This window comes from Pseudomonas sp. LFS044 (genome assembly GCF_047978245.1).
Lineage (GTDB): Bacteria > Pseudomonadota > Gammaproteobacteria > Pseudomonadales > Pseudomonadaceae > Aquipseudomonas.
On the sequence record NZ_JBFPFX010000012.1, the window covers coordinates 16,349 to 43,161 of the forward strand.

The 26,813-nt window shown below is 63.9% G+C and carries 21 protein-coding genes and 2 pseudogenes; 13 read left to right on the forward strand and 10 right to left on the reverse strand.

What is annotated here, in order from left to right:
• Positions 1 to 97 precede the first annotated feature (97 nt).
• On the reverse strand, positions 98 to 988 hold the full coding sequence (locus ACNQPL_RS12350) for a LysR family transcriptional regulator (RefSeq protein ID WP_416466874.1): 891 nt from the start codon (positions 986 to 988) through the stop codon (positions 98 to 100).
• Positions 989 to 1,185: 197 nt separating this feature from the next.
• Between ACNQPL_RS12350 and ACNQPL_RS12355 the strand changes: the two genes are divergently transcribed.
• Both ACNQPL_RS12355 and ACNQPL_RS12360 read left to right on the forward strand, forming a co-directional pair.
• Positions 1,186 to 2,151: an ABC transporter substrate-binding protein gene (locus tag ACNQPL_RS12355; RefSeq protein ID WP_416466875.1), complete on the forward strand. Its 966-nt coding sequence runs from the start codon at positions 1,186 to 1,188 to the stop codon at positions 2,149 to 2,151.
• A gap of 16 nt (positions 2,152 to 2,167) precedes the next feature.
• Positions 2,168 to 3,124, forward strand: a complete 957-nt coding sequence (locus ACNQPL_RS12360) for an aliphatic sulfonate ABC transporter substrate-binding protein (protein WP_416466876.1) — start codon at positions 2,168 to 2,170, stop codon at positions 3,122 to 3,124.
• 127 nt (positions 3,125 to 3,251) lie between these two features.
• Here ACNQPL_RS12360 and ACNQPL_RS12365 read toward each other — a convergent pair whose 3' ends face one another.
• The 3 genes from ACNQPL_RS12365 to ACNQPL_RS12375 all read right to left on the reverse strand — a co-directional run bounded on the left by ACNQPL_RS12365 (position 3,252) and on the right by ACNQPL_RS12375 (position 6,217).
• Complete coding sequence (locus tag ACNQPL_RS12365; RefSeq protein WP_416466964.1) at positions 3,252 to 4,859, reverse strand: MFS transporter; 1,608 nt, start codon at positions 4,857 to 4,859, stop codon at positions 3,252 to 3,254.
• A 246-nt stretch (positions 4,860 to 5,105) separates the two neighbouring features.
• Positions 5,106 to 5,828 (reverse strand): pirin family protein, encoded by a 723-nt coding sequence (locus tag ACNQPL_RS12370; protein ID WP_416466877.1) that lies wholly within the window; start codon positions 5,826 to 5,828, stop codon positions 5,106 to 5,108.
• A 164-nt stretch (positions 5,829 to 5,992) separates the two neighbouring features.
• The gene (locus ACNQPL_RS12375; protein ID WP_346612445.1) at positions 5,993 to 6,217 is read right to left on the reverse strand and encodes a hypothetical protein; all 225 of its coding nucleotides are present in this window, start codon (positions 6,215 to 6,217) and stop codon (positions 5,993 to 5,995) included.
• 282 nt (positions 6,218 to 6,499) lie between these two features.
• Between ACNQPL_RS12375 and ACNQPL_RS12380 the strand changes: the two genes are divergently transcribed.
• On the forward strand, positions 6,500 to 7,975 hold the full coding sequence (locus ACNQPL_RS12380) for an MFS transporter (RefSeq protein ID WP_416466878.1): 1,476 nt from the start codon (positions 6,500 to 6,502) through the stop codon (positions 7,973 to 7,975).
• A 505-nt stretch (positions 7,976 to 8,480) separates the two neighbouring features.
• On the opposite strand, the gene ACNQPL_RS12385 is transcribed toward ACNQPL_RS12380, so the two are convergent.
• Together ACNQPL_RS12385 and ACNQPL_RS12390 are read right to left on the reverse strand one after the other, a co-directional pair.
• Positions 8,481 to 9,305 carry a hypothetical protein gene (locus ACNQPL_RS12385; RefSeq protein WP_346612447.1) on the reverse strand — a complete coding sequence of 275 codons (825 nt, stop codon included), beginning with the start codon at positions 9,303 to 9,305 and terminating at the stop codon, positions 8,481 to 8,483.
• Positions 9,306 to 9,848: 543 nt separating this feature from the next.
• The gene (locus ACNQPL_RS12390) at positions 9,849 to 10,292 is read right to left on the reverse strand and encodes a MarR family winged helix-turn-helix transcriptional regulator (protein ID WP_416466879.1); all 444 of its coding nucleotides are present in this window, start codon (positions 10,290 to 10,292) and stop codon (positions 9,849 to 9,851) included.
• Positions 10,293 to 10,372: 80 nt separating this feature from the next.
• Between ACNQPL_RS12390 and ACNQPL_RS12395 the strand changes: the two genes are divergently transcribed.
• Positions 10,373 to 11,539 carry a PLP-dependent aminotransferase family protein gene (locus ACNQPL_RS12395; protein WP_416466880.1) on the forward strand — a complete coding sequence of 389 codons (1,167 nt, stop codon included), beginning with the start codon at positions 10,373 to 10,375 and terminating at the stop codon, positions 11,537 to 11,539.
• A 174-nt stretch (positions 11,540 to 11,713) separates the two neighbouring features.
• Here the strand turns inward: ACNQPL_RS12395 and ACNQPL_RS12400 are convergent.
• Positions 11,714 to 12,286, reverse strand: a pseudogene (locus ACNQPL_RS12400) (DUF1214 domain-containing protein); the annotation flags it as partial.
• Between ACNQPL_RS12400 and ACNQPL_RS12405 the strand changes: the two are divergent.
• The 4 genes and pseudogenes from ACNQPL_RS12405 to ACNQPL_RS12420 all read left to right on the forward strand — a co-directional run.
• A pseudogene (locus ACNQPL_RS12405) lies at positions 12,277 to 13,029 on the forward strand (transporter); the annotation flags it as partial. The pseudogenes ACNQPL_RS12400 and ACNQPL_RS12405 overlap by 10 nt on opposite strands.
• Before the next feature lie 457 nt (positions 13,030 to 13,486).
• On the forward strand, positions 13,487 to 15,034 hold the full coding sequence (locus tag ACNQPL_RS12410; protein WP_416466881.1) for an AMP-binding protein: 1,548 nt from the start codon (positions 13,487 to 13,489) through the stop codon (positions 15,032 to 15,034).
• Between the two features lie 15 nt (positions 15,035 to 15,049).
• Entirely contained in the window at positions 15,050 to 16,213 is a 1,164-nt protein-coding gene (locus ACNQPL_RS12415; protein ID WP_416466882.1) for an acyl-CoA dehydrogenase family protein, read from the forward strand.
• A 64-nt stretch (positions 16,214 to 16,277) separates the two neighbouring features.
• A complete protein-coding gene (locus ACNQPL_RS12420; RefSeq protein ID WP_416466883.1) occupies positions 16,278 to 17,588 on the forward strand; it encodes an MFS transporter in 1,311 nt (436 codons plus the stop codon).
• Here ACNQPL_RS12420 and ACNQPL_RS12425 read toward each other — a convergent pair.
• On the reverse strand, positions 17,573 to 18,535 hold the full coding sequence (locus ACNQPL_RS12425; protein WP_197897535.1) for a LysR family transcriptional regulator: 963 nt from the start codon (positions 18,533 to 18,535) through the stop codon (positions 17,573 to 17,575). The two genes, ACNQPL_RS12420 and ACNQPL_RS12425, sit on opposite strands and share 16 nt — an antisense overlap.
• Before the next feature lie 150 nt (positions 18,536 to 18,685).
• Here ACNQPL_RS12425 and ACNQPL_RS12430 point away from each other — a divergent pair, with 150 nt between their 5' ends.
• Genes ACNQPL_RS12430 through ACNQPL_RS12440 form a run of 3 tightly spaced genes read left to right on the forward strand, consistent with a single transcriptional unit; the run spans position 18,686 to position 20,705 of the window.
• Complete coding sequence (locus ACNQPL_RS12430; RefSeq protein ID WP_416466884.1) at positions 18,686 to 20,023, forward strand: DUF1329 domain-containing protein; 1,338 nt, start codon at positions 18,686 to 18,688, stop codon at positions 20,021 to 20,023.
• A 3-nt stretch (positions 20,024 to 20,026) separates the two neighbouring features.
• The gene (locus ACNQPL_RS12435; protein ID WP_279923554.1) at positions 20,027 to 20,416 is read left to right on the forward strand and encodes a YidH family protein; all 390 of its coding nucleotides are present in this window, start codon (positions 20,027 to 20,029) and stop codon (positions 20,414 to 20,416) included.
• Positions 20,406 to 20,705, forward strand: coding sequence for a DUF202 domain-containing protein (locus ACNQPL_RS12440; protein ID WP_416466885.1), 300 nt, complete (start codon positions 20,406 to 20,408; stop codon positions 20,703 to 20,705). Before ACNQPL_RS12435 ends, ACNQPL_RS12440 begins: the two co-directional genes overlap by 11 nt.
• 18 nt (positions 20,706 to 20,723) lie before the next feature.
• Here ACNQPL_RS12440 and ACNQPL_RS12445 read toward each other — a convergent pair whose 3' ends face one another.
• The gene (locus tag ACNQPL_RS12445; protein ID WP_416466887.1) at positions 20,724 to 22,682 is read right to left on the reverse strand and encodes an alkyl/aryl-sulfatase; all 1,959 of its coding nucleotides are present in this window, start codon (positions 22,680 to 22,682) and stop codon (positions 20,724 to 20,726) included.
• A 101-nt stretch (positions 22,683 to 22,783) separates the two neighbouring features.
• On the reverse strand, positions 22,784 to 23,683 hold the full coding sequence (locus tag ACNQPL_RS12450; RefSeq protein ID WP_416466888.1) for a LysR family transcriptional regulator: 900 nt from the start codon (positions 23,681 to 23,683) through the stop codon (positions 22,784 to 22,786).
• 67 nt (positions 23,684 to 23,750) lie between these two features.
• Here ACNQPL_RS12450 and ACNQPL_RS12455 point away from each other — a divergent pair, with 67 nt between their 5' ends.
• Positions 23,751 to 25,022: a 3-hydroxyacyl-CoA dehydrogenase NAD-binding domain-containing protein gene (locus ACNQPL_RS12455; protein ID WP_416466889.1), complete on the forward strand. Its 1,272-nt coding sequence runs from the start codon at positions 23,751 to 23,753 to the stop codon at positions 25,020 to 25,022.
• A complete protein-coding gene (locus ACNQPL_RS12460) occupies positions 25,019 to 26,806 on the forward strand; it encodes an acyl-CoA dehydrogenase C-terminal domain-containing protein (protein ID WP_416466890.1) in 1,788 nt (595 codons plus the stop codon). The genes ACNQPL_RS12455 and ACNQPL_RS12460 overlap by 4 nt, the downstream gene beginning before the upstream one ends.
• The last annotated feature ends 7 nt before the right edge of the window (positions 26,807 to 26,813 follow it).

Consider the following 26,813-nt stretch of genomic DNA (forward strand, 5'->3'; position numbering starts at 1 on the left):
TTGGTTCTATGCTAATTATTTATTTAAAGCATCTAGTTGCTATCATGTTATGCGTAAATTGCATTTAGTGCTTGGGGCGCATGGCGCCCCGTCAGGGTCAACCCAGCAACCGATGCCCGGCAACTTCGCCAAACAGCTCCACAGGCTCCTGCAGGTTGCCCAGGAACCGCGGATGGAACAACCACAGGTCCACCTGCGGCTTGAAGTCAGTGACGTTGAGCACATCCAGCGCATCGCGATGCCGGCTTGCCTGCAGCAGCGGCTCGGGTACCAGCCCCAGCCCCTGGCCATTGGCGACCAGCCCAAGTTGCAACTCCGTGCCGAAGGTTTCCAGGTTGATCGACAGGCTCAGCCCTTGCTCGCTCAGGGCCCGCTGCAGCCCGGCGCGGAAACCGCAACCATCGGGGTTGAGCACCCAGCCACGGGTGTAGCAGTCCTTGAGTTTGTAGCTGCGCTTGGCGGCGCTGCCCTTGGCCGCCACCACCTTCAGCGGCATGCGCGCGATCGATTGGCTGGCGATGCCTTCGGGGAAGATCTTGCCCGGCGGGAACAGCGCGGCGGCGGCGTCGAGCTCGCCGTTTTCCATGCGCGCGATCAGGCTGCTGCCCCAACCGCTGCTCACCTGGGTGCGCAATTGCGGGTAGGCCTCGCGAATCTGCGCCAGGGCATCGAGCAGCACCACGTCGCCCAGGGTTTGCGGCACGCCCAGGCGCAGGGTACCCGACGGCGCACCATCGTTGGCCACCAGTTCGCGCAGCGCGTCGATCTCGCGCAAGATCGCCTTGCACTGCTCGTATACCCGTAGGCCCATGGGGGTGGGTTTGAGGGGCTTGGTGTTGCGATCGAGCAGGGTGGCGCCGAGGTCTTCCTCGAAGTTCTGCACCCGGCGGGTAATGGCCGGCTGGGTCAGTTGCAGGGCTTCGGCGGCGAGGTTGGTGGACTGGCAACGGATGACCGCGACGAAGGCGTCCATATCATCGATTTTCATAATCGGCGCTCACTGGGTGGCACGGGAACATAAGGCATTAGCATAATCGCAATGGCGAGTAATGCCATCTGCAGGGTCTGGCAAGATTAAAACGCATATTAGGTTATTCCTAAAATCAATTTAATTTATTTGACGGTTCTCGCTAGAGTCACAGACCGGGCCGCATGACGCGGCCTGCCCAGACATCGAGGAGCGCCATGTCCATCCGCACGAAGCTGTTCACCCTTGCCGCAGCACTGTTGCTGGTTGGCCAGGCCAGCGCCACGGAGCGCCTGACCCTGCGCATCGGCGACCAGAAGGGCAATATGCGCGCACAGCTGGAAGCCGCCGATGCCTTGCGCGATTTGCCCTATGACATCCACTGGGCCGAGTTCCCCGCCGCCGCACCGTTAGCCGAGGCGCTCAATGCCGGGGCGATCGATGCCGGCATCATCGGCGATGCGCCGCTGTTGTTCGTGCTGGCCTCGGGGGCACCGGTCAAGGCCATCGCCGTGGACAAGTCCGACCCCTATGGCACGGCGCTGCTGGTGCGCCCCGATGCACCGCTGCACAGCGCGGCCGACCTCAAGGGCAAGCGCATCGCCACCGGTCGCGGGTCGATCGGCCACCATCTGGCGCTCAAGGCGCTTGAACAGGCCGGGCTGAGCGAGAAGGACGTGGAATTGCGTTTTCTCGGGCCGGTGGACGCCAAGATCGCCCTGGCCAACGGTGCGGTCGATGCCTGGTCGACCTGGGAGCCCTATACCGCGTTGGCCGAGTTGAGCGGGCAGGGCCGGGTGCTGGTCAACGGCCGTGGCCTGTCCAGCGGCAACAGCTTCCTCGCTGCCACCGACAAGGCCCTGGACCAACCCGCCCGGCGCGCAGCGCTGCAGGACTACCTCAACCGGCTGGCCGGCGCGCAGGTCTGGGCCAACCAACATGTGGACAGCTATTCGAAAACCTTGGCGGCGATCATCGGCTTCCCCGAAGACGCCGCCCGCCTGCAGTTCGAGCGTCGCCAACTGCGCTGGCAGCTGATCGACCCGCAAACCGTGGCCGAACAGCAGGACACCGCCGACTTCTACCATGCCCATGGCTTGATGGCCCAACGCCTCGACGTGGCACCGACCTTCGCCAGCGGTTTCACCCTTCCCGGTGCCGCCAAGCTGGCCGCGCAACCCTGACAGCGGAGATTTTCCCATGCCAATCAAACCCCTGCGCCGGCTCGGCCTGGCGCTGCTGGCCAGCGCCTTGCTGCCGAGCCTGGCCAATGCCGAGCAGACCCTGCGCATCGGCTACCAGAAGTCCTCGACCCTGCTGACCCTGCTCAAGGCCCGAGGCAGCCTCGAACAACGCCTGCAGGCCGAGGGCATCCGCGTCAGCTGGCACGAGTTTCCAAGTGGCCTGCCGCTGCTGGAGGCTCTGAACCTGGGTAATGTCGACCTGTCGGCGGACGTTGCCGATACCGTGCCGGTGTTCACCCAGGCCGCCGGCGCCAAACTCACCTACTTTGCCCGGGAAACCCCGTCACCCACGGCCCAGGCGATCCTGGTGCCGTCGGACTCGCCACTCAAGACCCTGGCCGACCTCAAGGGCAAGCGCGTGGCGGTGACCAAGGCCGCCGGCAGCCACTACTTGCTGATCCAGGCCCTGGCCAAGGCCGGGCTGACCTTCAAGGACATCACCCCGGCCTACCTCATTCCCGCCGACGGCCGAGCCGCCTTCGAAAACCACAAGGTCGATGCCTGGGTAACCTGGGACCCTTACGTGGCCAGTGCTCAGCGCCAGCAGAACGCGCGGATTCTGGCCGATGGCAGCCAGCTGGCCAGCTACCAGCGTTACTACCTGGCTGGCAGCGACTACGCCAAGGCCCACCCCGAAGTGCTGCAGCAGGTGTACCTGGCCCTGCGCGAGGCCGGTGCCTGGACCAAGGCCAACCCGGCGCAGGCCGCGCGTATCCTTGGGCCGCTGTGGGGCAACCTGGACAGCGCCACGGTGCAGCAGGCCAACGCCCGGCGCAGTTATGACGTGCAGCCGGTGAAGCTGGAAAATCTGGCTGAACAGCAGCGCATCGCCGATGCCTTTTACCGCGAGGGGCTGCTGCCCAAGGCGGTGGATGCCAGCTCCGTGAGCCTTTTCGAGCCGGTACAGAACTAGGCATCGCAACGTCCAACATCAGCAATGAGGCATAGACAGGCTCAGTGCTGATGATGGACTTTCAACGGCATTGCGGGTGGGTACTCAGAGCGGCCCTACCGACATCGCTGCTGGAAGCTGCCGTGGTTCAGTGGCCGCCAGACCGATGAGGCTTATGTGTTTCAGCCAGCAGATGACGGATTTTCACAGGTACGCCTTCGGTCTGGAATGTGCGCACTCGAGCTTCGATCTTCAGCTCGCCACGGGTAACCCGATGGTGATGGCGCAAGTGTTCAAGCCAAGACTCTTCAAAGAAAAACTCCTGCCACAACGTCGGCTCCGAGCTGTCCTGCATCAACCCCCATGACAACGCACCGTTTCGCTTGCGCATGGCTTCCAGATCTCGAGCAGCCTGGGTGAAAGCCTCTGCTTGAGCAGGATCGATGTGGTACTCGACTGTGACCATCACAGGCCCGCGCTCCTGATCCAGCTCATCGCTGATCAATGGCGTTGGCCAGTGCAGCGAAGGCGCGAGCTCGTCGGCTTCAGTCTCAGGCAGCGCCACTTTGCAGGTAACGAGGGTCGCCAGCGCAAGACCGCCAGCAGCCAGCAGCAGGCTCAAAGTGATCGAGGCATGGCTGGCTACGGTCCCCCACAGGAGGCCACCACCCGCCATTGAACCGAAGAAGACCAGGATGTACACCGACAGTGCCCGGGCTCGTACCCACGCTGGCACAGAGGTTTGAGCGGCAACCTGCATATTGGAGAGCACCGCGATCCAAGCGGCTCCGCTAATCAGCATCGCTGGCATCAGCACATAGAAATTGCGAACCGACGCGAGCACGAGCAGGAATACGGCGTACAACAAGCTCGCAATCATTACCAAACGGTCTCGGCTGACCCGCTCACGCAGTTTAGGCAAAAGCGTTGCACCCCCTACGGCGCCTATGCCAATTGCAGCAAGCAGCAAACCGAAATCGGCCGCGGTGCCATGCATCTCGCCACGCACGATCAGTGGCAGCAATGAAGTGCCGGCACTCGCAAACAGGAAGAAGGCCAGCGCACGAATCAATACAGCTTGAAGCGGTTTGGAGCTTCGGGCGAACCGTATCCCAGTGCGCATTGCACCGATGAAGCGCTCCGCAGGCAGCAGCGGCTCTTTGACCTCGCGCTTCCACATGAACAGCACCAGGATCACACCCGCAAACGAAACTGCGTTGAGTGCGAACGTCAACCACGGGCCTACCAGGCTCACCACTACACCTGCCAAGGCAGGGCCGATCGCTCGCGAGACGTTTATGCCGACACTCGAGATCGCCACCGCATTCGACAGGTCTTCTTTCCCAACAAGCTCAGGTGTGAGGGCGCTCCACGCCGGCATCATCAACGCGGTACCAATGCCCAACGCCAAAGTGAGTACCAGAAGCAATGAAACGTTCATCAGCCCTAGCAGCGTGAGGCTTGCCAATGTCACTGCGACCGCCGACATCCAGAGTTGCACGAATAACAGGTAACGTCGTTTATCGACAATGTCAGCAGCGGCTCCGGCCGGAAGGGCCAGGAAGAACATGGGGAGCGAGCCTGCCACTTGAATCAATGCAACGTGGAGCGGGCTGGCGGAAAGGGTGGTCATCAACCATCCTGCGCCGACCTCGTGCATCCAAGTGCCGATGTTGGAAGCGATTGTTGCGATCCACAACATGCGGAAGGTGGTATTGCGCAAGGGGCTCCAAGCGCCAGGTGTTGATGTGCTCATTCCATTGCTGCCTTTGAAAAATTGGGTTCGACCCAGGTCGGTATCCTGGCGCGTCTTAGCCAAGCCATGCACGCCTAAGCAGCGAGCACGACTCATCCAGCTAGCATCGGGCCGGCCAGAATCTGTTTTTGGGGGTAGGGGGCTTGAGGGCGTGGGTGCCAAATTCTGGCATGCCTGGATCCATCAATCGGCATGCTGTCTTACCGCTCTGCGAGGCGCGGCAAGACAGTCATCCAATTGCATGGGTCAAGGCATGCTCGGCAGCTCGTTAGGCCGCAGATCAAACACCAGCACTTCTGCATCACGGCCGTTGGAAAGCTCGATCAGTTGCTCTTTCCTCATCCGCACGCCGTCACCTTCGCGCAGCAGTTGGCCATTGAGCTCGATGCGCCCACGCGCTACGTGTACATACGCATGGCGGTTGTCAGCCAGCGTCAGAGTGGCGTGCTCATCGCCGTCGAAGAGGCCCGCATAAACACGCGCGTCCTGGCGAACCTGAAGCGAACCCTGCTTGCCCTCTGGCGAAATGATCAGCCGGAGCTTGCCGCGCTTTTCATCATCACTGAAATGCTGCTGCTGATAACGGGGAGTCGCACCACGTACATCGGGCACAATCCAGATTTGCAGGAAGTGAACCGGCTGCGATTTGCTGTGGTTGAACTCACTGTGAGCGACCCCGCTGCCTGCGCTCATCAATTGCACATCACCTGGTTTGATTACCGACCCGGTGCCCAGGGTGTCTTTGTGCTCCAGGGCGCCCTCGAGGACGTAAGAGAATATCTCCATGTCACGGTGAGGATGCTGGCCGAAACCTTTGCCTGCTATCACCCGGTCATCATTGATGACCAGAAGGTCAGAAAAGCCTTGCTCGTCAGGATCCCAGTAATTGGCGAATGAGAAGGTATGAGCTGACTTCAACCAGCCATGATTGGCGCGGCCACGTTCTTCAGCGTTACGGACAGTGATCATGATTCGTCTCCTTGAGGCTTCGGCGCCTCTATGTGATGAACCCACTTTACTGTCAGAGGATGAATACAAAAATACGTGGTCAATTGAATTACTGTCACGAAAATCGGGACAATCCGCTCAGATGCCCATTTACCGAATTGGACATCTGAGCGTGGCCCCGGCGTTCAGCGCCGGGCTTTCTCGTCTGCCTCAGCCAGGCGCCGCTCGATCTGACGGGTCTGCTGCTCCTGTTCTTTGATCGAGGTTGGCGTGATGACCTTGTCCACTGCCTCGGTAGCAGGGTCGGGGCGTTCGAGCACCGGGTCTGGCTCCCGCTCACCTTGCTGGGCCTGTTCAGAAGAAAGCGGCTTGGGGACTTTGTCGCCGGTCTTGCCGTCGTTATGCTTCATGGGCGTCTCCTCGCGTTGGTAGGTGTGTGCAGAGGAGCACGGTGGCGGGCAGAAAGTTCGATCCGCTTGCATCAGCGCAACCAGCAGCGCCTGCACTGCCAGCGGGTGATCAAGGCGAGCGTTGGCCACAGCCGCGTCCATGCCTGCGTCATAGGTCCATCCTTGTATTGCACAGGTTATCGGGGAGACTGACCTGCCGAGCGGTGGACAATGTCAATCTTGAACTCCGCGCGCCTTACAGGGCTCCATCGGCTAAGCGAAACCCTCAGCGAAGGTGTTGCCATGACGACCCGAGCCTTGCAGCAGCCCAGCGGAGCCCCAGCGCAGCAGCGCCTGTACAGCACCGATATACCCGCCCGGCTGGACCGCTTGCCCTGGACCCGCTTTCATACCTTGCTGGTGTTGGCTCTGGGTATCACCTGGCTGCTCGACGGCCTGGAAGTGACCCTGGCCGGCTCGGTGTCCGGCGCATTGAAGGACAGCCCGGCATTGGCCATGAGCAATACCGAGATCGGCCTGGCGGGCGCTACCTATATTGCGGGCGCAGTGCTGGGCGCGCTGTTCTTCGGCTGGTTGACTGACCGTCTGGGGCGGCGAAAGCTGTTTTTCATTACCCTGTTTCTGTACATCGGCGCCACTGCGGCGACGGCATTTTCCTGGAACCTGTGGAGCTTCCTGTTGTTCCGTTTTCTCACAGGTGCTGGCATCGGCGGCGAGTATACGGCGATCAACTCGACTATCCAGGAGTTCACCCCGGCGCGCTACCGCGGCTGGGTCGACTTGACCATCAACGGCACCTTCTGGATCGGCGCCGCCCTCGGCGCGGCCGGTGCCGTGGTGCTGCTCGACCCGGCGGTTGCAGGTGGCGACCTGGGTTGGCGGCTGTGCTTCGGTATCGGTGCGGCGCTGGGCCTGGTGATCATGCTGATGCGCCTGTGGGTGCCGGAAAGCCCACGCTGGCTGATGATCCACAACCAGCCTGAAGAGGCCGAGCGCATCGTCGCCAACATCGAACGCCATTACCAGGCGCGCGGCATTGCGATCCCCCCTTTGCAGGCTGCGCCCATGCGCCTGCGCGCACGTGACCACACGCCGCTGCGCGAGGTGTTCCACAGCCTGTTCGTCGAGCATCGGCGCCGCGCATTGGTCGGGCTGACCTTGCTGACCTCGCAGGCCTTCTTCTACAACGCGATCTTCTTCACCTATGCGCTTGTGCTGACTGACTTCTACGGGGTGGCGTCAGCGAAGGTGGGCTGGTACATCCTGCCGTTTGCGCTTGGCAACTTCTGCGGCCCGCTGTTGCTGGGCAGGCTGTTCGATGTGATCGGCCGGCGCATCATGATCAGCGCCACCTACCTGGTCTCCGGCGTGCTGCTGACCATCAGTGGCTACCTGTTCGAGCAAGCGCTGATCGACGTCACCCAGCAGACCGTGGCGTGGATGGTCATCTTCTTCTTCGCCTCGGCTGCAGCGAGTTCCGCCTACCTCACCGTCGCCGAGACATTCCCGCTGGAAATCCGGGCGCTGGCCATCGCCGTGTTCTACGCATTCGGCACCGGCCTGGGTGGGCTGATCGGGCCAACGTTGTTTGGCGCGCTGATCGAAAGTGGCGAACGTGTCAATGTACTGTACGGCTACCTGATCGGGGCTGCCTTGATGATCATTGCCGGCCTGACCCAGGCTGTTTGGGGCGTAGCGGCCGAGCGCCGTTCCCTGGAACATGTCGCCCGGCCGCTGTCGCAGATCGGCGAAACGTGAGCCGACTTCGGTCCAGCGGATGGCACGTCAGGCCGCTCAGGCCTTGCGCTATCGAACCGTGGCGGCCATCTGAAGGCGGGGCCGCTTCGCGGCCCATCGCCGGCGAGCGCGGCTCCCACAGTTTGGACTGCGCAGGCCCGGAGGCTGGTGATATCTCTGTGGGAGCCGGCTTGCCGGCGATGAGGCCGGTACTGGCTACAGAGCGTTGGGGTGGTGTCCGCCATGGACCGTTTAGCGATCAGCCGTGAAAGGCTGCTATCGACCCATGGCGGACATCCGAAGGCCGGGGCCGCTTCGCAGCCCATCGCCGGCAAGCCCGGCTCCCACAGGTAATGCGCAGACCTGGAGGCTGGTGATATATCTGTGGGAGCCGGCTTGCCGGCGATGAGGCCGGTACTGACTACAGGGCGTTGGCACGGTGTCCGCAATGGGTCGATAGCTGCCATTGGCCAATGGCAGCTGGATCATTGCATGAGCCGCTTAGCTAGGGCTGGCTTACCTGCGGTCAGCGAATACCGAGCTGGCAACTGACCGAGGCCACATTGAAAAGTATCTCGTATTGCCGGTATTCCTGTGCCGAGATATGTCGAGGCCTTGGGCCACGGTCTAGCGTTCGGTCATAGCCGAGCAGCACATTGCACGTCACCCATTCGCCAATCTGGGTTGTGGCGTTGGCCGCCGGCCTGCGCAACTTCGCCTGTTCGTCGGCATTCTCCATGAGCACCGGAATTCTGAATGGCTGGGGAACCAAGGCCACGTGAACGCCATCGCCATCGCCTGCAAACCCCAAACTGATAGTGTGATTGCCGTCGCGTTCAATCCGCGTTATCGCTGACAGTCGCGTGGCAAATTGCTGCGTCGTCCCCAGCTGGGCAAGGGTTTGCCGCTTCAGTTTTTCCCAGTATTCATTGTTCGGTTTGTGTGCGTCATAGGGGGGCGCAGCCCGGTCGTAGGGGTTGCCCGCCTGCTTTAGTTCCAACTGACGCTGATAATAGCGATCCCGGCAGCCGACATTGGCAGACTCATCCAGCGGGCGGCCGGACTTGGCACTGTAGAGCAGTGCGGACGCACAAGTGAAGTCATAGCGACCGTTGAAGTATAGGTACAACCCGCTACCGGCCGGGCTCTTTTTCGGCATCAAGTCCAGTTCACCACCACTCGCAGCAGCAGAACCGGGTACCGCGCCGGCAGGTATCAATGAGGCCAGCGAATTTGCCGTCTCATCAGAGAAGCGAATCCTGGTTTTGCCATCGGGCATGCGCTCAGCGGTCATACAGCCGGCCATGGTCAATGCGGCCATGATTGGCAAAAGGGGTTTGAGCTTGATCATCTAGCGTCCTTACTTTAAAACCGTCCACTCGACACCGTAGGGTGCCTAACACGGCATACTGCGTGAAAAACGGTCAGTCTTATAACAAGAATCGGATGCTTTACAAAGTACCTGTCGCTGACTGCCCTCAGCCGCTGAGGTGGACCGTGGAGCGACGGGCACAGCCAATTATCATCAACGGTTGCTACTGTCAGTGACTGACGAATTGTAAATACCAAGCGCAGCGGTGTGGCGGAATGCACCGGCACCTTCCGATCCACTGCGGACACCGCCCCAACGCTGTGTAGTCAGTACCGGCCTCATCGCCAGCAAGCCGGCTCCCACAGAGATATAACCAGTCTCCAGGCCTCCGCGGTGCCTGTGGGAGCCGGGCTTGCCGGCGATGGGCCGCGAAGCGGCCCCAGCCTTCGGATGTCCGCCATGGGCCGAAATCGGAGTGGTGACCGGCTGCAGTCGATCCGTTGCGGACAATCAAATCTGCTCAGCATACGCATGTTCCTAATGAAACCGCGTCTACAGAGGCCTTCTTTCGGGTATCCGGGTTCACGTTGAATTTTGTAGCTTCCCCAATGCCGCATTGACAGCCAGCCATCCCTCTACCGCCGGCGCTCCGGCCTCACCGAATGCCCGCTCAAGCAGCTTTACTTGTTCACGTCGCAGCATTTGTTCAAGTCGCGAGCCTTCTTTGGTCAGCTGAAGCAAACGCATCCGTTTGTCGGTGTGCGATGCCGCGCTGTCCACTAATCCCATCTCTGACAATTGCCGTAGCGGTATGTTCAGCGCCTGCTTGGTCACGCCGAGCAGGGCCAGCAGCTGCTTGACGCTGAGGTGCGGGTGCCGGGCTATGAAAAAAACGATCCTCTGATGCACACGGCCCAAGCCCCTGCGCTCAAGCATCTCGTCGGCCTTGGTGGTGAACGCCTGATAGCCAAAGAAAAACGCCTCCATGGCCTGCTGCTGTGCTTCCTGGTTTTTTAGGTCAATCATGTTGACTTACTCTCGACGAGCGCTCTACTTTAGGTAAAGGAGTTTGACCTATATTGTTCGCGCTTGGCCAGAGGTGATCCATGGCATTTTCTGAACGTGTTTCGCGCCTTAAAAGCTCTTTGATTCGTGAAATTCTGGCCGCCGCGCAGCGCCCAGGGATGATGTCTTTTGCAGGGGGGCTGCCGGCAGAGGAGATGCTGCCCTCTGTGGACTGGGCTGGAATGCCCACCAGCATGGGCCAGTACGGGATGAGCGAGGGTGAGCCGATGTTGCGTGAGGCGCTGGCCAGGGAAGCCCGTGCGTTGGGAATCAAGTGCGAGGCTAGCCAAGTGCTCATTCTCAGCGGCTCGCAGCAAGCTCTGGACCTGACATCAAAACTGTATATCGACAAAGGGACGCCGGTGCTGCTGGAAGCCCCTACTTATCTGGCTGCGTTGCAAAGCTTCCAGTTCTTCGGTGCGCACTGCCTTTCGCTGCCGATGGAGCGCGATGGCCCGGATCTGGAGTCGTTGCGCGAACTGCTGAGCCAGAACCGCCCGGCGTTCATCTATCTGATTCCAACGTTTCAGAACCCGTCGGGGCTGCGCTACAGCGACAGAAAAAGGGACGAAGTCGCGGCGCTTCTCGATGAGTTCAACGTCACATTGATCGAAGATGAGCCATATCGAGAGCTGAGCTTCGACGGCGTCGCGGCCATGCCGGTTGTCAGCCGTCTGAACACCACCAGCTGGATTTATACCGGTACTGTGTCCAAGACCTTGCTGCCCGGCTTGCGGGTTGGGTACCTGATTGCCAGCCCCGACCTGTTCCCGCAATTGCTGCGGCTCAAGCAATCGGCGGACCTGCACACCAGTCGAGTTGGGCAATGGCAGGTCCTTCAATGGCTGGGGACAGAACGGCTTGAGCGTCATCTTGAAGAGTTACGCAGCTATTACCGGGGTCGTCGAGACGCTTTCCAGGCCGCATTGGAGACGCACTTCGACGACCTGGCCGAGTGGCAGATGCCAGAGGGAGGGTTGTTCTTCTGGTTGACGCTCAAGCACCCCATCGATACCCGGGCATTGCTCGAGCCGGCACTGGCCGCCAATGTGGCTTTCATGCCAGGAGAGCCCTTCTTCCCAGAGCCTGACAAACATCCAGGGCACCTGAGGCTGAACTTCAGCCATGTTGCTCCCGACAAGCTGGATGAAGGTCTGAAGCGTTTGTCGGATGTCCTGCGTCGGGCTCAGAGCGAGCAGGCGGCCTGACTATCTCTAATGGGTCGAAATCTGCGATTCACGACAGGCCGCTTTCGACCCAAAGCTGCCGTTCATTAGTGTGCAGCGGACCAGACGGATTGCGGCTCACCAAGATAGTGAGAAGCTCTGTCACTGACTTATTCGCATTGCCCCGCTTGGTAACGGGGCAGCGCAAGTTCCACCCTATTGCTTGATCAAATCACTGGGCTTCCAGCTCTGGTCGAAAAACGCCTGTTTCGGCCCGTACAGCCGCACGATCACCAGGAAGCCTTTGCCCGGTACGGTACGAATCCAGTTTTTCCCTGTACCGGGTGATTCAGGGCCGAAATGGATGTCGGTCGAGCCGTCGCTGTTCTGCGCGGGCTTGTCCATCTGGTTGAGCGACGGGAACGGCTGGCCGTTGTCCAGGCCCGAGGCTGTGAGGTTGTCATAGGCAGTCACCGACCAGAACAACGCCGCCGGCACATTTGCCGGCAGGTTGAGCTTGTAGGTGTGGGCACCGTCGAGGAACTTGCCGTCGGCATCGCGGGTAGTCGCCGGGTACTTGGCGCCGGCACCGACCATGTTCATTACCATGCCCGGGCTGTCCGAGTAGGCAGAGGTGAAGAACGCCACGCGCTGCTCAAGATTGGTGTACGTGCCGCTGGACTGGAACTCGGTGTTTTCCCCAGCGAAGGTGTTCACATACTGGCGATCCGTGTAGTACAGGCCTCCTGGCTCTTTCATCAAGAGATGACTGGTGACCACCTTGCGACACCTCGTTGCCGATCGATGGGCTGTCACTGAACGCCGACCTGTACATCCTGCGCTACGCGCGATCCTTCGGTATCGACGGGCGCAACTCTGCGATACAGGTAATCCAGCCCTATGCTGACGTGAGCGCGTCATTCGACGATGCGCGGTTTTTCGACGGTACCAAGCACAACGGCGGCATGGGTGATGTGCAGCTGGTTTTCGTGCACAACCTGTTCGGCGGGCCGGCGCTGACCCAGGAAGAATTCGCCACCTGGCAGCCCGAGACATTCCTGACCGGGGCCTTGTGGGTAACGGCGCCCACCGGCGATTACGACAAGAAGCGCATCATCTACATCGGCGCCAACTGCTGGGTGTTCAAACCGGAACTGGCGTTTGGTACACCTATCGGGCCGACCTGGCTCGAGGTCAACACCTACGTGTCCCTGTATGGCGACAATGATGATTACCTGGGCGACAACACGCTTGAGCAGAAGCCGTTGTATGCCGTCGAAGGCCACTACAGCTACAGCTTCAACCGTGCGCTTTGGGCTTCCCTCGATGCCACCTACAACAAAGGCGGAGAAACCAGGATCAACGGCGTCAACCAGGACAATCAGCAACAGAACACGTTGCTGGGTGCCAGCCTGGGCTTCATGCTATCGCCCCAGTTCGGGGGGCTGATTGCTTATTCCGATACTGTGTCCGAGCGCACAGGTTCGCCGGATGTGAACACCTGGACGTTGCGCTTGCAGTATGTGTGGTGAATGGACGGCTTGCAGTCAGTACCGGCCTCATCGCCGGCAAGCCGGCTCCCACACCGATCACGCAAGCTTGAGCAAGACAGTTGCTCCCACAGGGTATGCGGCGCGCTCGCGGGCTTTGTTCTCTGCGCGACAGCGTAGCCCGAAGGGCTGGGTAATCTCCCACAGAGGTACAACCAGTCTCCAGGCCTGCGCAGTACCCGTGGGAGCCGCGCTTGCCGGCGATGGGCCGCAAAGCGGCCCCGGCTTTCAGATGCCCGCCATCGGTCGAAATCGCTCCCTCATCAAACAAAGCTGCCACAACCAATGACTGCCACATTCCGACCGTGCACCAGCCCCAGCACCTCTGGGCATCACGCCAGCCAATAAAGTTATGGCCCACATCTGAATCTTGTATTTCATCTGCACGCGCGCAGCTGATTAGCATCGTCGATGTCTTCCTGTCGACGAGAACAACAACGTGAACCTTGGAACGATCATTACCCGAAGTGCCCGCTACTGGCCGGACCACATCGCCGTGGCGGACAGCCAGACACGCCTCACATACGCCCAGCTGGAACGCCGCAGCAACCGCCTGGCCTCAGCGCTGGGGACGCTGGGCGTGGGCGTCGGCGAGCATGTGGCGATTCTCGCCGCCAACCGCGTGGAGCTGGTCGAAGCAGAAGTGGCGCTGTACAAGGCGGCGATGGTCAAGGTGCCGATCAATGCGCGGCTGTCAGTGGATGAAGTGGTGCGGGTGCTGGAAGACTCCTGCAGCGTTGCACTGATCACCGACGCCAGTTTCGCCCAGGCGCTGGCAGCGCGGCGCACGGAGTTGCCGCTGCTGCGCCAGCTGATCGTGCTGGAAGGCGAGGGCGGTGACCTGGGTTATGCCGCGTTGCTCGAGCGCGGCAGTGAGGCCCCGCTGGGCCTGGACCCGGCCGACGATGCGCTGGCCGTGCTGCATTACACCTCCGGCAGCTCGGGCGTGCTCAAGGCTGCGATGTTGTCGTTCGGCAACCGCAAGGCGCTGGTGCGCAAGAGCATTGCCAGCCCCACACGGCGCTCCGGGCCGGGCGACGTCATGGCCCACGTGGGGCCCATCACCCATGCCAGCGGCATGCAGATCATGCCGCTGCTGGCGGTGGGCGCCTGCAACCTGCTGCTCGACCGTTATGACGACCGCCTGTTGCTGGAGACCATCCAGCGCGAACGGGTGACGCGGCTGTTCCTGGTGCCGGCGATGATCAACCGCCTGGTCAATTACCCCGGCGTCGAACGCTTCGACCTGTCCAGCCTGAAGCTGGTCATGTACGGCGCCGCGCCCATGGCACCGGCCCTGGTGAAAAAGGCCATCGAACTGTTCGGGCCGATTCTCGCGCAAGGTTACGGCGCCGGTGAAACCTGTTCGCTGGTCACCGTGCTGACCGAGCAGGACCACCTGGTGGAAGACGGCGATTATCAGCGCCTGGCCTCCTGCGGGCGGTGCTACTTCGAGACCGACCTACGGGTGGTCAACGAGGCGTTCGAGGATGTGGCCCCGGGTGAAGTCGGCGAGATCGTGGTCAAGGGCCCCGACGTGATGCAGGGCTACTGGCGCGCCCCGGCGCTCACCGCCGAAGTGATGCGCGACGGTTATTACCTTACCGGCGACCTGGCCACGGTCGATGCCCAGGGGTACGTGTTCATCGTCGATCGCAAGAAGGAAATGATCATCTCCGGCGGGTTCAACGTGTACCCCAGCGAAGTGGAGCAGGTGATCTACGGCTTCCCAGAAGTGTTCGAGGTGGCGGTGGTCGGCGTGCCCGACGCGCAGTGGGGCGAAGCGGTGCGCGCGGTGGTCGTGCTCAAGCCCGGGGCGCAACTGCAGGCCGCCGAGCTGATCGAGCGTTGCGGCCGTGCGCTGGCCGGTTTCAAGAAGCCGCGCGGCGTCGATTTTGTCAGCGAACTGCCGAAAAACCCCAATGGCAAGGTGGTGCGCCGCCTGGTCCGGGACACCTACTGGCAACACAGTGAACGTCGTATCTGACCAGGGAGCATCAGCATGTATCAACCCAGTGCAAAGGCTGCGCAGATTATCGAAGCGATCGAGGGTTTCGTCCGCGATCAGGTACGCCCGCTGGAACAGCAGGCACAGCTGGACTGGGCGCGCCCGCACCCCAAGCCGGTGCTGCGGCAGGTCTGGAAGCTTTCCAGCGAGCAGGGCCTGTACACCGTCATGCTGCCCGAAAGCATGGGCGGGGCCGGCCTGAACGTGGCCGACCTGTGCGCGGTGAAGGAGGCCACGGTGCTGACAGGCTCCATGCTCGCCTCACACGTGTTGGGCGAGCTGTCGGGGCCGCCGCGGGTCGGCCACCTGTTCAAGGTGGCCAGCCCCTACCAGGTCGAGACCTTTCTCAAGCCCGTGTGTCGCGCTGAAAAGGCCGTGTGCTTTGCCCTGACCGAAGCCGAGGCCGGCTCCGACGCTACCGCCATCACCACCCAGGCCCGCCGCGACGGCGACCACTATGTGCTCAGCGGCAGCAAGCGTTACATCTCTGGCGCCACCTACGCCGACCTGGCGGTGCTGCTGGCGGTGACCGGGCCGGGGAAGGGCGCCCAGGGCATTTCGGCGTTCTTCGTCGACCTCAACGCCCCGGGTGTGCGAATCGACAGCGATTACTCGGTGATGTCCGGTGGCGGTGCCCACGGCGACATCGTGCTTGACCAAGTGCGCGTGCCCGCGGCCAACCTGATCGGTGAAGAGGGGCAGGGGTTCAAACTGGCCATGGGGCGCATCACCCTCAACCGCCTGCTGCATTGCCCGACCCTGCTGGGGATGGCCGGCCTGGCGCTGAACCTGTCGATCGAGCATGCACGCAACCGCAAGCAGTTCGGCCAGCCGATCGCCATGTTCCAGGCGGTCAACCACATGATCGCCGACATGGCCACCGAGCTGCACGCTGCGCGCAGCATGGTCTACGCCACGGCCCAGGTGAACGACGCAGGGGGCGATATCCGCACCCAGGCGCCGATGTGCAAGCTGTTCGTCTCCGAGGCTGCCTTCCGCATCGCCGACAAGGCAGTGCAGGTGCACGGCGGCGCTGGCCTGATGCAGGGCCACCCGGTGGAGTGGATTTTCCGCGCCACGCGGATGATGCGTATCCTCACCGGTACCAGCGAGATCCAGCGCAACACCATCGCCAAAGGCGTGCTGATGCCTGCCTGAACGACGGGCCGCCCTTGCGGCGGCCTTTTTGCAACACCCCACAACAATAACAAGAGTACTCGCCATGACTGCGGATTCTTCCCTGCCCAACCCCCGTACCGCCTGGCTGGTGGCCGCGCTGCTGGCCCTGCTGATGCTGGTCAACTTTCTCGACAAGGTGGTGATCGGCCTGGTGGCGGTGCCGATGAGCGCCGAACTGGGCCTGACGGCCACCGAGTTCGGCCTGATCGGCGGCGCCTTGCATTGGTTTTTCGCGATCTCCGCCGTGGTCGGTGGCTTTATGGCCAACCGGCGCCCCACCCGCACCTTGCTGCTGGGCATGGGCCTGTTCTGGGCGCTGATCCAGCTGCCGATGCTGTTTGCCACCTCGCTGTGGGCCATCGTCGCCTGCCGGGTGCTCCTGGGCATTGGTGAGGGGCCGGCATCGCCGGTGGCCACCCATGCGCTGTACAAGTGGTTCCCCAACGACCGGCGCAACCTGCCGGTGGCCCTGCTGCATGCCGGCAGTGCCATGGGCCTGCTGGTGGCGGGGGCGATGATCCCCTGGGTCAGCCTGCATTACGGCTGGCGCACCAATTTCATCATCCTTGCGCTGATCGGCCTGGTCTGGTGCCTGCTGTGGTGGCGGCTGGGCCAGGAGGGCACCCTCGAGCGCCTGCGTGCCAGCCAGCTCAAGGCCGATGAGCCGGCTGTTCCCTATCGCAGGCTGCTGGGCGACCCCAGCGTGCTGGGCAACTACCTGTGCCACTTCGCCGCCAACTGGTCGCTGGCCCTGACCCTGACCTGGGTACCCAGTTACCTGCAGGTGGGCCTGGGTATCGACCCGCTGCAGACCGGGCGCATCTTCATCATGTTCGTGGTCGTGACCACGCCGCTGAGCCTGCTGCTGGCCTGGTTCTCCCAGCGCCTGATGCGTCGCGGCGTGACGTCACGGGTGGCACGCGGCGTGTTCGTTTCGGTGTGCCTGATACTGGGCGGGTTGTTGTCGGCGTCGCTGATGCTGCCTGGCCTGAGCACGGCCGCAAGGGTCGCCGCGCTGACGTTGAGTGGTGGCCTGGCGCTGGTGATGTATTCCGTGGGCCCGGCAATGCTTGCCGAGTTCACCCCGGCGGCCCAGCGCGGCGGCATCCTCGCCATGGGCAACGGCATCGCCTCGCTGGCCGGGCTGGCAGCGCCGGTGGTGACCGGCTTGCTGGTACAAGGTGCGGGTAGCGAACACCCGGCGGGGTATGCCCAGGGCTTCCTGGTGTGCGGCGCGGTGCTGGTGGTGGCCGGGCTGGTGGGCCTGGCCACCCTGAACCCGCAGCGCACCCAGCAGCGCCTGCGCGAGTCGGCTGCAGCTGGCGGGCAGGCGCGCGCTCAGACCGCCAGCTGAACGCCGAGCACCGACTCCAGTGGTTCGGCCTCCTTGCCGATCAGCTCGCCCCGCCAGCGGCCGCTGTTGACCAGGTCGATCAGCACGCTGCGCACCAGGTCGCGCAGGCAACCGGCAGCGAACGACAGGGGTTTGTGCTGGGAATGCGCCAAGGCGATGGTGCGGCTGATGCGCGGTTCGACGATGCGCCGCGCCGCCGTGGGTTCGAGCAGCACGCTCAGCGGCGGCCAGTTACTGATGGTCGCCGCCAGGCCGGCGCGCACCAGGCTGGCGATACCGGGTGCCGATTGCTGCTCATAGGCGGCGGCCAGGGGTACGGCGGCTTCCATGGCGGCTTGCTCGATGCGTCGGCGCAGGTGCAGCGTCCTGGGCGGCAGCACCAGCCGGGTGGCGGCGGCTTCGGCGAGGGTGATGGTGTCGGGGGTGCCAGGGGCTGATGCGCCAACCCAGTACAGCGCTTCGGTGAAGATCGGCTCGGCCTCCACATGGTCGAGTTCCTCGGCATTGGGCACCACACCGAAATCCACCTTGCCCAGCTCGATGGCCTGGCCGCCTTCACGGCTGAGGCCGTCCCATACGGTCAGCGTCACGCCGGGGAAGCGCTGTTCGGCGCGCCTGACGATTTCTGGCAGCAGCAAGTCGGCGGCCGTGGCCGGGATGGAAATGGCCACGTGGCCCTTGGGGTCGCCGCGGCTGGATTTGAGTTCATCCTTCACCGAGTCGAGTTTCTGCACCACCTGCCGGGCCACTTCGTAGAGCTGGCGCCCGGCATCGGTCAGGGCAATGCCATCGTGCTGACGGTCGAGCAGCTGCATCTCCAGCTCGCTTTCCAGCAGGCTGATCTGCCGGCTCAACGCCGGCTGGGCAATGTAGGCGCGACGTGAAGCCGAAGAGAAGCTGCCGGCTTCGACGATGGCGATCAGGTAGCGGAGCTGTTTCAGGGTCATCGGAGCGGTTCCAAGGGTATGCCGAACTGATATGGCACGTATCCGAACACGTTATTTGTGGGGTTCGAAGCGCGGCTCCTAGTATCACCCCGAAAGGGCGTGCCAAGGCAAGCCCGGCCCGGACACCACAACAACAAGAGGCCAAGCCCGATGAAACCATTCGCCTTGCTGCGCAGCTTCCTGTTCGTCAACGCCAGCCTGCTGAGCCTGTACCTGGGGGCCACGCCACTGCCGGCAGACCTGACGCCGGTGGGGGCCGAGCGCGGGCCCAGCAGCGACGGCCGCATACCGGCCTGGAACGGCGGCCTGCAGGCGGGGCAAGTGTCGCTGGCGGTCAACGGCACGCCGCTCGACCCGTACGCCGATGAGCAGCCGCTGTATGTGATCACCGCCAACAACTACACCCAGTACCGCGAGCAACTGACGGCGGGGCAGGTGGCCTTGATGCAGCGTTACCCGCAGTCGTTCCGCCTGCCGGTGTATCCCTCGCACCGCAGTGTGGCGGTGCCGCCACCCGTGGGCGAGTGGGCCCGGCACAATGCGGCCAGTGCCCGGCTGGTCAATGACGGCAACGGCGTGCAGGGCTTTGCCGGCGTAGTGGCATTCCCCAAGCCCGAGAATGGCCTGCAGGTGCTGTGGAACCACCTCACCCGCCCGCGCAACGGCAGTTACAGCCTGGCCTCGGACAGCATCACCCCGCGTGGCGATGGCCGCTTCGCGACGATGAGCCTGCAACAGAACTTCGCCCGCCCCGACGTACTGGAGGGCGGCCAAGCGGGCAACGTGCTGTATTACCTGAGTTACCGCATGACCGCGCCGTCGCGCCTGGCGGGCGATGCCGTGGTGTTGCACGAAACCCTCGACCAGGTGGCCCAGCCGCGCCTCTCGTGGCTGTACAGCAGCAGCCAGCGGCGGGTGCGGCGCGCCCCGGCGCTGGCCTATGACAGCATCACCCCGGGCACGGCCGGCCTGCGCACCGCCGACAGCCGCGACATGTTCAACGGTGCCCCGGACCTCTACCAGTGGACCCTGGTGGGCAAGAAGGCCCTGCACGTGCCGTACAACAGCTATCGCCTGGCTTCGCCGCTGCTCGGTTATGCCGCGCTGATCGGGCCGGGGCACGTCAACCCGCAACCTACCCGCTACGAGCTACACCGGGTGTGGGAAGTGGTGGGCACCCTCAAGCCTGGGGCGAAGCATTTGTACGCCAGCCGCCGGTATTACCTGGACGAGGACAGCTGGGCCATCCTCGAGGCGGACTTCTTCGACCACAAGGGCCAGCTGTGGCGCACTGCCCAGGCCCACAGCTACTACCACGTGACCGGGCAGGCGCTGGTCAACGCCATGGAGGCGATCTACGACCTGCGCAGTGGCCGCTACCAGCTGTCTGGCCTGACCAACGAGCAGCCAAGGCCGTACGCCTTCGACGTGCGCACCAGTGCTTCCTACTTCTCCCCCGGCGCATTGCGCAGCCAAGGGCTGCGTTGACACATGAATTCCGATCACCGTCATACCCCTTGGGAGCGCTGGTTGCTGGGGCAGGGCAAGGCGCCCGACCCGCGTTTTACCCTGGCCAATGAGCGCACTTTTCTTGCCTGGATCCGCACCGCCCTGGCTTTGCTCGGCGGCGCCATCGCCATCGAAACCTTCGCGGCCCATGCCTGGCCGCCGTCTGGGCGCGTGGCGATGGAGCTGGCGTTGCTGGCTACCAGCTTGCTGGTGAGCCTGGGCGCCGGCTGGCGCTGGTTGGCGGTGGAGCGCGCATTGCGCCGCGAGGCACCGCTGCCGCTGCCGCGCCTGGTGCCGCTGCTGAGCGTGGCGTGCGGGCTTGCCTGCGTGGCGCTGGTCGGCGTGCTATGGGCGCGTTGGCATGGCGGATAGCGCCAGCGACAGCGGCCTGCAGGCCGAACGCACGGTGCTGGCCTGGCGGCGCACGCAGGTGGCGTTGCTGCTGGTAGCGTGCCTCGCCTGGCGTGGCGAAATGTGGGAGGTGGCCGGCATGGCGGCGCTGCTGGCGCTGCTGGGGCGGGCCCGTGAGCGCGGGGTATACCGCCGTGGGCTGGGCATGCTGCACCGCGAGCAGGGCCACGCGGCCGTCTGCAGCGTGCTGCTCTGCGCCCTGGGGGTGGCGGGCCTGGTGCTGAGCGTGTGGTTGCGCCGCTCGCTTTAGGGCGGCGCTGTTGATCATTCAGGGTGTGACGATATTGAAGCGCCCATCCGGCTCGTCCAGCCCTGCCATGAAGCGCATGAATTTCACCCGCTCACCACTGATCTCGACATCACCCACGGTCGCCTCCTTGAGAAAGCCGGTCTGCTTCAGGGCGATGCGGTCCAGGGTAGCCTTGCTCATTTTCACCTCGACATCCGCCTGCCCGTGGCGGGTGTGGTCGCGGTGGGTGAGCACGCCGTTGCGCAGGGTCAGGGCGTAGTCTTCGTTCAGGTCGGTGAAGTGCCAGTTGATGGTCAGGTCCTGCTCGGCGGCCTTGGCAGCATCCACGCGTACGCCCAGGTAATCGAAGAACAGCGTCGGGGTCAGGGCGCGTACCAGGTCGTCCGCGCTGCCGCCTTTGCTGGCGGCCGGCGCCACACCGTTGCGCAGCTCTTGCGCACCGGTCAGGTAGGCGTTGCGCCAGGTGGCATTCTCGCTCTGGTAGCCCAGTTGCTCCAGGGCGTCGGCCTGCAGCTCGCGCGCTGCGCTGTTGTCGGGCTGGGCGAAAACCAGGTGCCGGGTGAGCTCGGCAACCCAGCGGTAATCACCGCTGCCGTAGGCCTCACGGGCCAGGGTCAGCACCCGCTCGGCGCCGCCCAGGGCCTTGACGTAATGCGTGCCGGCCTCGCTCGGCGGCAAGGGGTTGAGGGTTGCCGGGTTGCCGTCGTAAAAGCCCATGTAGCGCTGATACACCGCCCGCACGTTGTGGCTGAGCGAGCCGTAGTAGTCGCGGCTGTACCATTTGCTGGCCAGCCGTGGCGGCAAGCTGGTCAGCTCGGCGGCGATCTCGGTGGGGCCAAGGCCGCGGTTGATCAGGCGCAGGGTCTGGCTGTCGATGAAGGCGTACATGTCGCGCTGGTCAGCCAGGTAGTCGCGGATCGCCGCGCCGCCCCAGGTCGGCCAGTGGTGCTGGGCAAATACCACTTCGGCCTGCTCGCCATAGCGCAACAGCGATTGGTCGAGGTAGTGCGCCCACACCTTGGCGTCGCGCACCTGGGCGCCGCGCAGGGTCAGCACGTTGTGCTGCACGTGGGAGGCGTTCTCGGCCATGCACAGGGCCTTGAACTGGGGGAACCACAGGTTCATTTCTGCAGGCGCTTCGGTGCCAGGGGTGAGCTGGAACTCGATGTCGACACCGTCGATGCGCAGGGTTTCGAAAGGCTGTTCGATCAGCCGGGTCGGGGCAATCAGGCTAACCGTGGCATTGGCCGGCACACCCTTGCCCAGGCCGGCATCCACCTGGCCGCGTGGCCCGCGTGGCAGTGGTGCGCCGTACATGTACTGCGCCCGGCGCTTCATTGCCGGCCCGGCCAGCACGTTTTCGCTGACGGCATGTTCGAAGAAACCCTGCGGGGCGATGACCTGCACCTTGCCGGCCTTGACGTCGGCCTCGTCGATCACCCCACGCACCCCGCCGAAATGATCGACGTGCGGGTGGGTATAGATCACCGCCACCACCGGCCGCTGCGGGCGATGGCGAAAGTACATGGCCAAGCCGGCCCTGGCGGTTTCCACCGACAGCAGCGGGTCCATCACGATCAGGCCGTGCTCGCCTTCGATCAGGGTCATGTTGGCCAGGTCCAGGCCGCGCACCTGGTAGATGCCTTCGCTGACCTTGAACAACCCGGCGAGGGTGTTGAGCTGGGCAATGCGCCACAGGCTCGGGTTGACCGTGGCCGGTGCCTCGCCTTTCAGGAAGGCATAGCGCTGCAGGTCCCAGACGGTTTTGCCGTCGGCATTGACCACGGGCTGGTCGACGGCTTCGAGCAAGCCTCGGCGGGCATTGTCGAAGTCGCTGCGGTCGTCGAAGGGCAGGCGCTGCAACCATTGCTGATTGCTCTGGCGGGTGAGGTCGCTGGCGTCCTTGGCCGGCCCGTCGGCCAGCGCCGCGTAGGGCAGGGCCAGGGCCAGCAGGCAGGGCAGTGTGCGTAGGCGCATGGGGTGGTCCTTGTTGTTCTGAGGGCGAACACTCTAAGGACAGAGCTCGCTGGCGAACCAATACCACTCTTGCATGGCCACCCATGCCCAAATGCGATGGCTCAGCCGGCACCGATGTCCATGATGCGCGCCACCAGCCAGGCCAGTGCCGGGTCGTGCTGGCGATGGGCGAGGTACACCAGCTCCAGCTGGAAGGGCTCCAGAGCGAACGGCAGGTCGAATACCTGCAGCGGCAGCAGCCGAGCGAAATGGCGGGCCAGGGCGGTGGGCAGCACCACACACAGGTCGGAGCTTGCGGCCAGGTGCGCGGCCTGCAGGTAATTGGGCGTGGTGTAGACGATGCGCCGGGCCAGGCCCTGTTCCCCCAGCCATTGGTCGACCATGCCCCGGGTCTGGCCGCCGTGCACCCACAAGTGGCGCAGGGCGAGAAACGTTTGGAGGTCGAGCGTGCCATCCACGTCGGGATGGCCCTGGCGCACCGCCACGTGCAGGGTTTCGCTGCGCCAGTGGCGCCGCTCGTAGCGCGCGGGCACCTCATCGAAGCGCCCCAGCACCAGGTCGAGTTCACCGCGGTCGAGGGCTTCGGCGGGCAGATTGGGCGTCAGGTGCAGCACATCCACGCGCAAGTGCGGGGCCTGGGTTTGCAAGGTGGCCAGCAACTTTGGCATGCACAGCTGTTCGGCGAAGTCGGTGAGGGCGATACGCAGCTGGCGGTGGCTGAGCTGCGGGTCGAAGCTGTCGCCGGCGCCAAGGGTCTGTTCGATCTGTAGCAACGCCGCGCGAATCGGGCCTTCCAGGGCCAGGGCGCGCGGGGTGGGGCGCATGCGCCGGCCCACGCGCACCAGCAGCGGGTCGCCCAGCAGGTCGCGCAGGCGCGCCAGCGCATTGCTCACCGTCGGCTGGGTCAGCGCCAGGCGCTCGGCAGCGCGCGACACGTTCTGTTCACGCAGCAGCATGTCCAGGACGCGCAGCAGGTTGAGGTCGAAGTTGGCTATATTCATGCGAAAAATACATGGGATGGAAAATGAGAATTTCAAAAATAGTAGGCGCCTGACTAGGGTGAGGGCAATGCCTTCACACCTCGAATCAGGAGCGTCACCCGTGAGTACTCCCTACAACGTTCAGCAGGCGGCGGTGATCGGCGCCGGCACCATGGGCCGCGGCATCGTCATCAGCCTGGCCCGTGCAGGCCTTGCGGTGCTGTGGTTGGACAACGACCCCAGCGCCACCGAAGCGGGCCTTGCGATGATCGCGCAAACCTGGGCACAGCAGGTGGCCAAGGGCCGCATCGATCAGGCCGAGGCCGACGCTTGCCTGGCGCGGGTGCGCCAGGTAACGGCGTATGACGACCTCGCCGCAGCCGACCTAGTGATCGAAGCGGTGTACGAGAACCTGGCGCTCAAGCAGGCCATCTTCCGTACCCTGGACAGCACGCTCAAGGCCGACGCCATTCTGGCCAGCAACACCTCGGCACTGGACATCGACGCCATCGCGGCCGTCACCCGCCGGCCCGAACAGGTGCTGGGGCTGCATTTCTTCAGCCCGGCCCATGTGATGAAGCTGTTGGAAGTGGTGCGCAGCGAGCGCACTTCGCCTGCGGTGCTCGAGGCGGCTCAGGCCCTTGGGCAGCGCATGGGCAAGGAAGTCGTGGTGGCCGGCAACTGCCCGGGCTTTATCGGCAACCGCATGCTCGCCAGCTATGTGGCCGAGGCGCGCAAGCTGCTGCTCGAAGGCGCCACGCCGCGGCAGGTGGATGGGGCGCTGCAGGCGTTCGGCATGGCCATGGGGCCGTTTCGCATGTACGACGTGGTTGGCATCGACCTGGAGTGGCGTGCGCGCCAGCTGGCCGGCAAAGACATGGATGCGCCGTTGGTACAGGTCGACAATGCCCTGTGCGCGCTGGGGCGTTTCGGTCAGAAAAGCGGCCAGGGTTACTACCGGTATGCCCCTGGCAGCCGTGAAGCCGTGCACGACCCCGAGGTCGATGCGCTTGTGCTCAAAATCGCCCAGGGCCTGGGCGTGCACCGGCGCGCGATCGACGACGAGGAAATCCGCGAGCGCTGCCTGCTGGCGCTGGTCAACGAGGGCGCGAAAATTCTCGAGGAAACGGTGGCCAGCTGCAGCGCTGACATCGACCGGGTGTACCTGCATGGCTACGGCTTCCCGCACGAGGTCGGCGGGCCGATGCGCTGGGCCGACCAGCAGGGCCTGGGCTTGCTGCTGGCACGCCTGGAACGCTTGCAGGGCCTGTTCGGCGAGCACTGGCGCCCGGCCCGGTTGCTGATGCGCCTGGTGGCCGAGGGCAAACAGCTGGCCGACGTCCGCGAGGGCCGCGCATGAACTACCGAGCCCCCCAGCGTGACATGCACTTCGTGCTGCACGAACTGTTCGATGTGACGGCGCACTGTGCCCGCCTGGGCAATGAGCTGGACCGCGAAACCATCGATGGCATCCTTGAGCAGGGTGCACGCTTTGCCGGCGAAGTGGTTGCGCCGCTCAACCGCCAGGGCGATGAGCAGGGCTGCCGCCTGGAGCAGGGCAACGTGCGCACACCGGAAGGTTTTCGCCAGGCTTACCGGCAGTATGTGGAGCAGGGCTGGGGTGGCATGACCGGCCCGCTGGAACATGACGGCCAGGGCCTGCCGCAAATGGTTTCGGCCTGCTTTCACGAAATGCTGATGGGCGCGTCGCTGTCGTTTCGGATTTATTCCGGCCTGACCGAGGGCGCCGTGCTGGCCTTGCACCGGCATGGCAGCGCAGCGCTCAAGCGCGATTACCTGGGCAAGCTGGTCAGCGGCGAATGGGCCGGCACCATGTGCCTGACCGAGCCGCAGGCCGGTACCGACCTGGCGCTGCTGCGTACCCGTGCCGAGCCGCAGGGCGATGGCAGCTACCGCATCAGCGGTAGCAAGATCTTCATCAGCGGCGGCGACCAGGACCTCACCGACAACATCGTCCACCTGGTGCTGGCGCGCCTGCCGGATGCGCCGGCCGGTGTGCGCGGCATCAGCCTGTTCCTGGTACCCAAGTTCGAATGCACCGAAGGCGCAGGGCTGGGCCCGCGCAATGCGGTGGAATGCGGCGCGCTCGAGCACAAGATGGGCATCAAGGGCGCGGCGACCTGCGTGATGAATTTCGATGGCGCCCGTGGCTGGCTGGTGGGGGAGGCCAACCAGGGCCTGGCGTGCATGTTCACCATGATGAACGATGCGCGCTTCCAGGTCGGCCTGCAGGGGCTGGGCATCGCCGAGGCGGCCTTCCAGGGAGGCCTGGCCTATGCCCGCGAGCGCCTGCAGTCGCGCAGCCTGGCAGGGCCGGTGGCACCCGAGCGCAGTGCCGACCCGATCATCTGCCACCCTGACGTGCGGCGCATGCTGCTGACCCAGAAAACCCTCAGCGAAGGCTGCCGCATGCTGGCGGCCTTTGCCGCCCAAGCGCTGGACCTGGAGCACGGCGCCTTGCAGCCTGAGGTGCAGGCGGCCGCCGGGCGCCGGGCGGCGTTGCTGATCCCCATCGTCAAGGCCTTCCTCACCGATGTCGGCCAGGAGACTGCCAGCCTGGGTGTGCAGCTGTACGGCGGGCATGGCTACATCCGCGAATGGGGCATGGAGCAACTGATGCGCGACAGCCGCATCACCCAGCTGTACGAGGGCACCAACGGCATTCAGGCGTTGGACCTGATTCGCCGCAAGCTGCTTGGCGATGGCGGCGAGCAGTTGCGCCTGCTGATCGATGAGTTGCTTGAAGCGGCACGCAACTGCCGCGCAGACGCGCTGGCCGGCATGGCCCAGGCGGTTGCCCAGCGCCTGCAGGAATGGCGCAACCTGAGCGCCGAGGTGCTCGACGCCTGCCGCTGCGACCCGCAGGAAATCGGCGCGGTGTCGGTGGATTTTCTCGCCTATTCGGGCTACGTGCTGCTGGCCGCGCTGTGGCTGCGGGCGGCCGAAACCGCCAGCGCGGCCTTGGCCGCCGGCAGCCAGGACAGCGCCTTCTACCAGGCCAAGTTGCACGCTGCAGCCTTTTACTGGCGGCGGGTGTTGCCGCGCGCGAGTGCCCACTGCGAGGCCGTGCGCGGCGGCGCGCAGTGCCTGATGAGCCTGGATGAAGCGCACTTCGCCTTTTGACCTGGCC

Bases quoted from the DNA above. Each gene is read 5' to 3' on its own strand.
- ACNQPL_RS12350 (WP_416466874.1), bottom strand. From the start codon at position 988: ATGAAAATCGATGATATGGACGCCTTCGTCGCGGTCATCCGTTGCCAG.
- ACNQPL_RS12355 (WP_416466875.1), top strand. From the start codon at position 1,186: ATGTCCATCCGCACGAAGCTGTTCACCCTTGCCGCAGCACTGTTGCTG.
- ACNQPL_RS12360 (WP_416466876.1), top strand. From the start codon at position 2,168: ATGCCAATCAAACCCCTGCGCCGGCTCGGCCTGGCGCTGCTGGCCAGC.
- ACNQPL_RS12365 (WP_416466964.1), bottom strand. From the start codon at position 4,859: ATGAGCACATCAACACCTGGCGCTTGGAGCCCCTTGCGCAATACCACC.
- ACNQPL_RS12370 (WP_416466877.1), bottom strand. From the start codon at position 5,828: ATGATCACTGTCCGTAACGCTGAAGAACGTGGCCGCGCCAATCATGGC.
- ACNQPL_RS12375 (WP_346612445.1), bottom strand. From the start codon at position 6,217: ATGAAGCATAACGACGGCAAGACCGGCGACAAAGTCCCCAAGCCGCTT.
- ACNQPL_RS12380 (WP_416466878.1), top strand. From the start codon at position 6,500: ATGACGACCCGAGCCTTGCAGCAGCCCAGCGGAGCCCCAGCGCAGCAG.
- ACNQPL_RS12385 (WP_346612447.1), bottom strand. From the start codon at position 9,305: ATGATCAAGCTCAAACCCCTTTTGCCAATCATGGCCGCATTGACCATG.
- ACNQPL_RS12390 (WP_416466879.1), bottom strand. From the start codon at position 10,292: ATGATTGACCTAAAAAACCAGGAAGCACAGCAGCAGGCCATGGAGGCG.
- ACNQPL_RS12395 (WP_416466880.1), top strand. From the start codon at position 10,373: ATGGCATTTTCTGAACGTGTTTCGCGCCTTAAAAGCTCTTTGATTCGT.
- ACNQPL_RS12415 (WP_416466882.1), top strand. From the start codon at position 15,050: ATGTATCAACCCAGTGCAAAGGCTGCGCAGATTATCGAAGCGATCGAG.
- ACNQPL_RS12420 (WP_416466883.1), top strand. From the start codon at position 16,278: ATGACTGCGGATTCTTCCCTGCCCAACCCCCGTACCGCCTGGCTGGTG.
- ACNQPL_RS12425 (WP_197897535.1), bottom strand. From the start codon at position 18,535: ATGACCCTGAAACAGCTCCGCTACCTGATCGCCATCGTCGAAGCCGGC.
- ACNQPL_RS12430 (WP_416466884.1), top strand. From the start codon at position 18,686: ATGAAACCATTCGCCTTGCTGCGCAGCTTCCTGTTCGTCAACGCCAGC.
- ACNQPL_RS12435 (WP_279923554.1), top strand. From the start codon at position 20,027: ATGAATTCCGATCACCGTCATACCCCTTGGGAGCGCTGGTTGCTGGGG.
- ACNQPL_RS12440 (WP_416466885.1), top strand. From the start codon at position 20,406: ATGGCGGATAGCGCCAGCGACAGCGGCCTGCAGGCCGAACGCACGGTG.
- ACNQPL_RS12445 (WP_416466887.1), bottom strand. From the start codon at position 22,682: ATGCGCCTACGCACACTGCCCTGCCTGCTGGCCCTGGCCCTGCCCTAC.
- ACNQPL_RS12450 (WP_416466888.1), bottom strand. From the start codon at position 23,683: ATGAATATAGCCAACTTCGACCTCAACCTGCTGCGCGTCCTGGACATG.
- ACNQPL_RS12455 (WP_416466889.1), top strand. From the start codon at position 23,751: ATGCCTTCACACCTCGAATCAGGAGCGTCACCCGTGAGTACTCCCTAC.
- ACNQPL_RS12460 (WP_416466890.1), top strand. From the start codon at position 25,019: ATGAACTACCGAGCCCCCCAGCGTGACATGCACTTCGTGCTGCACGAA.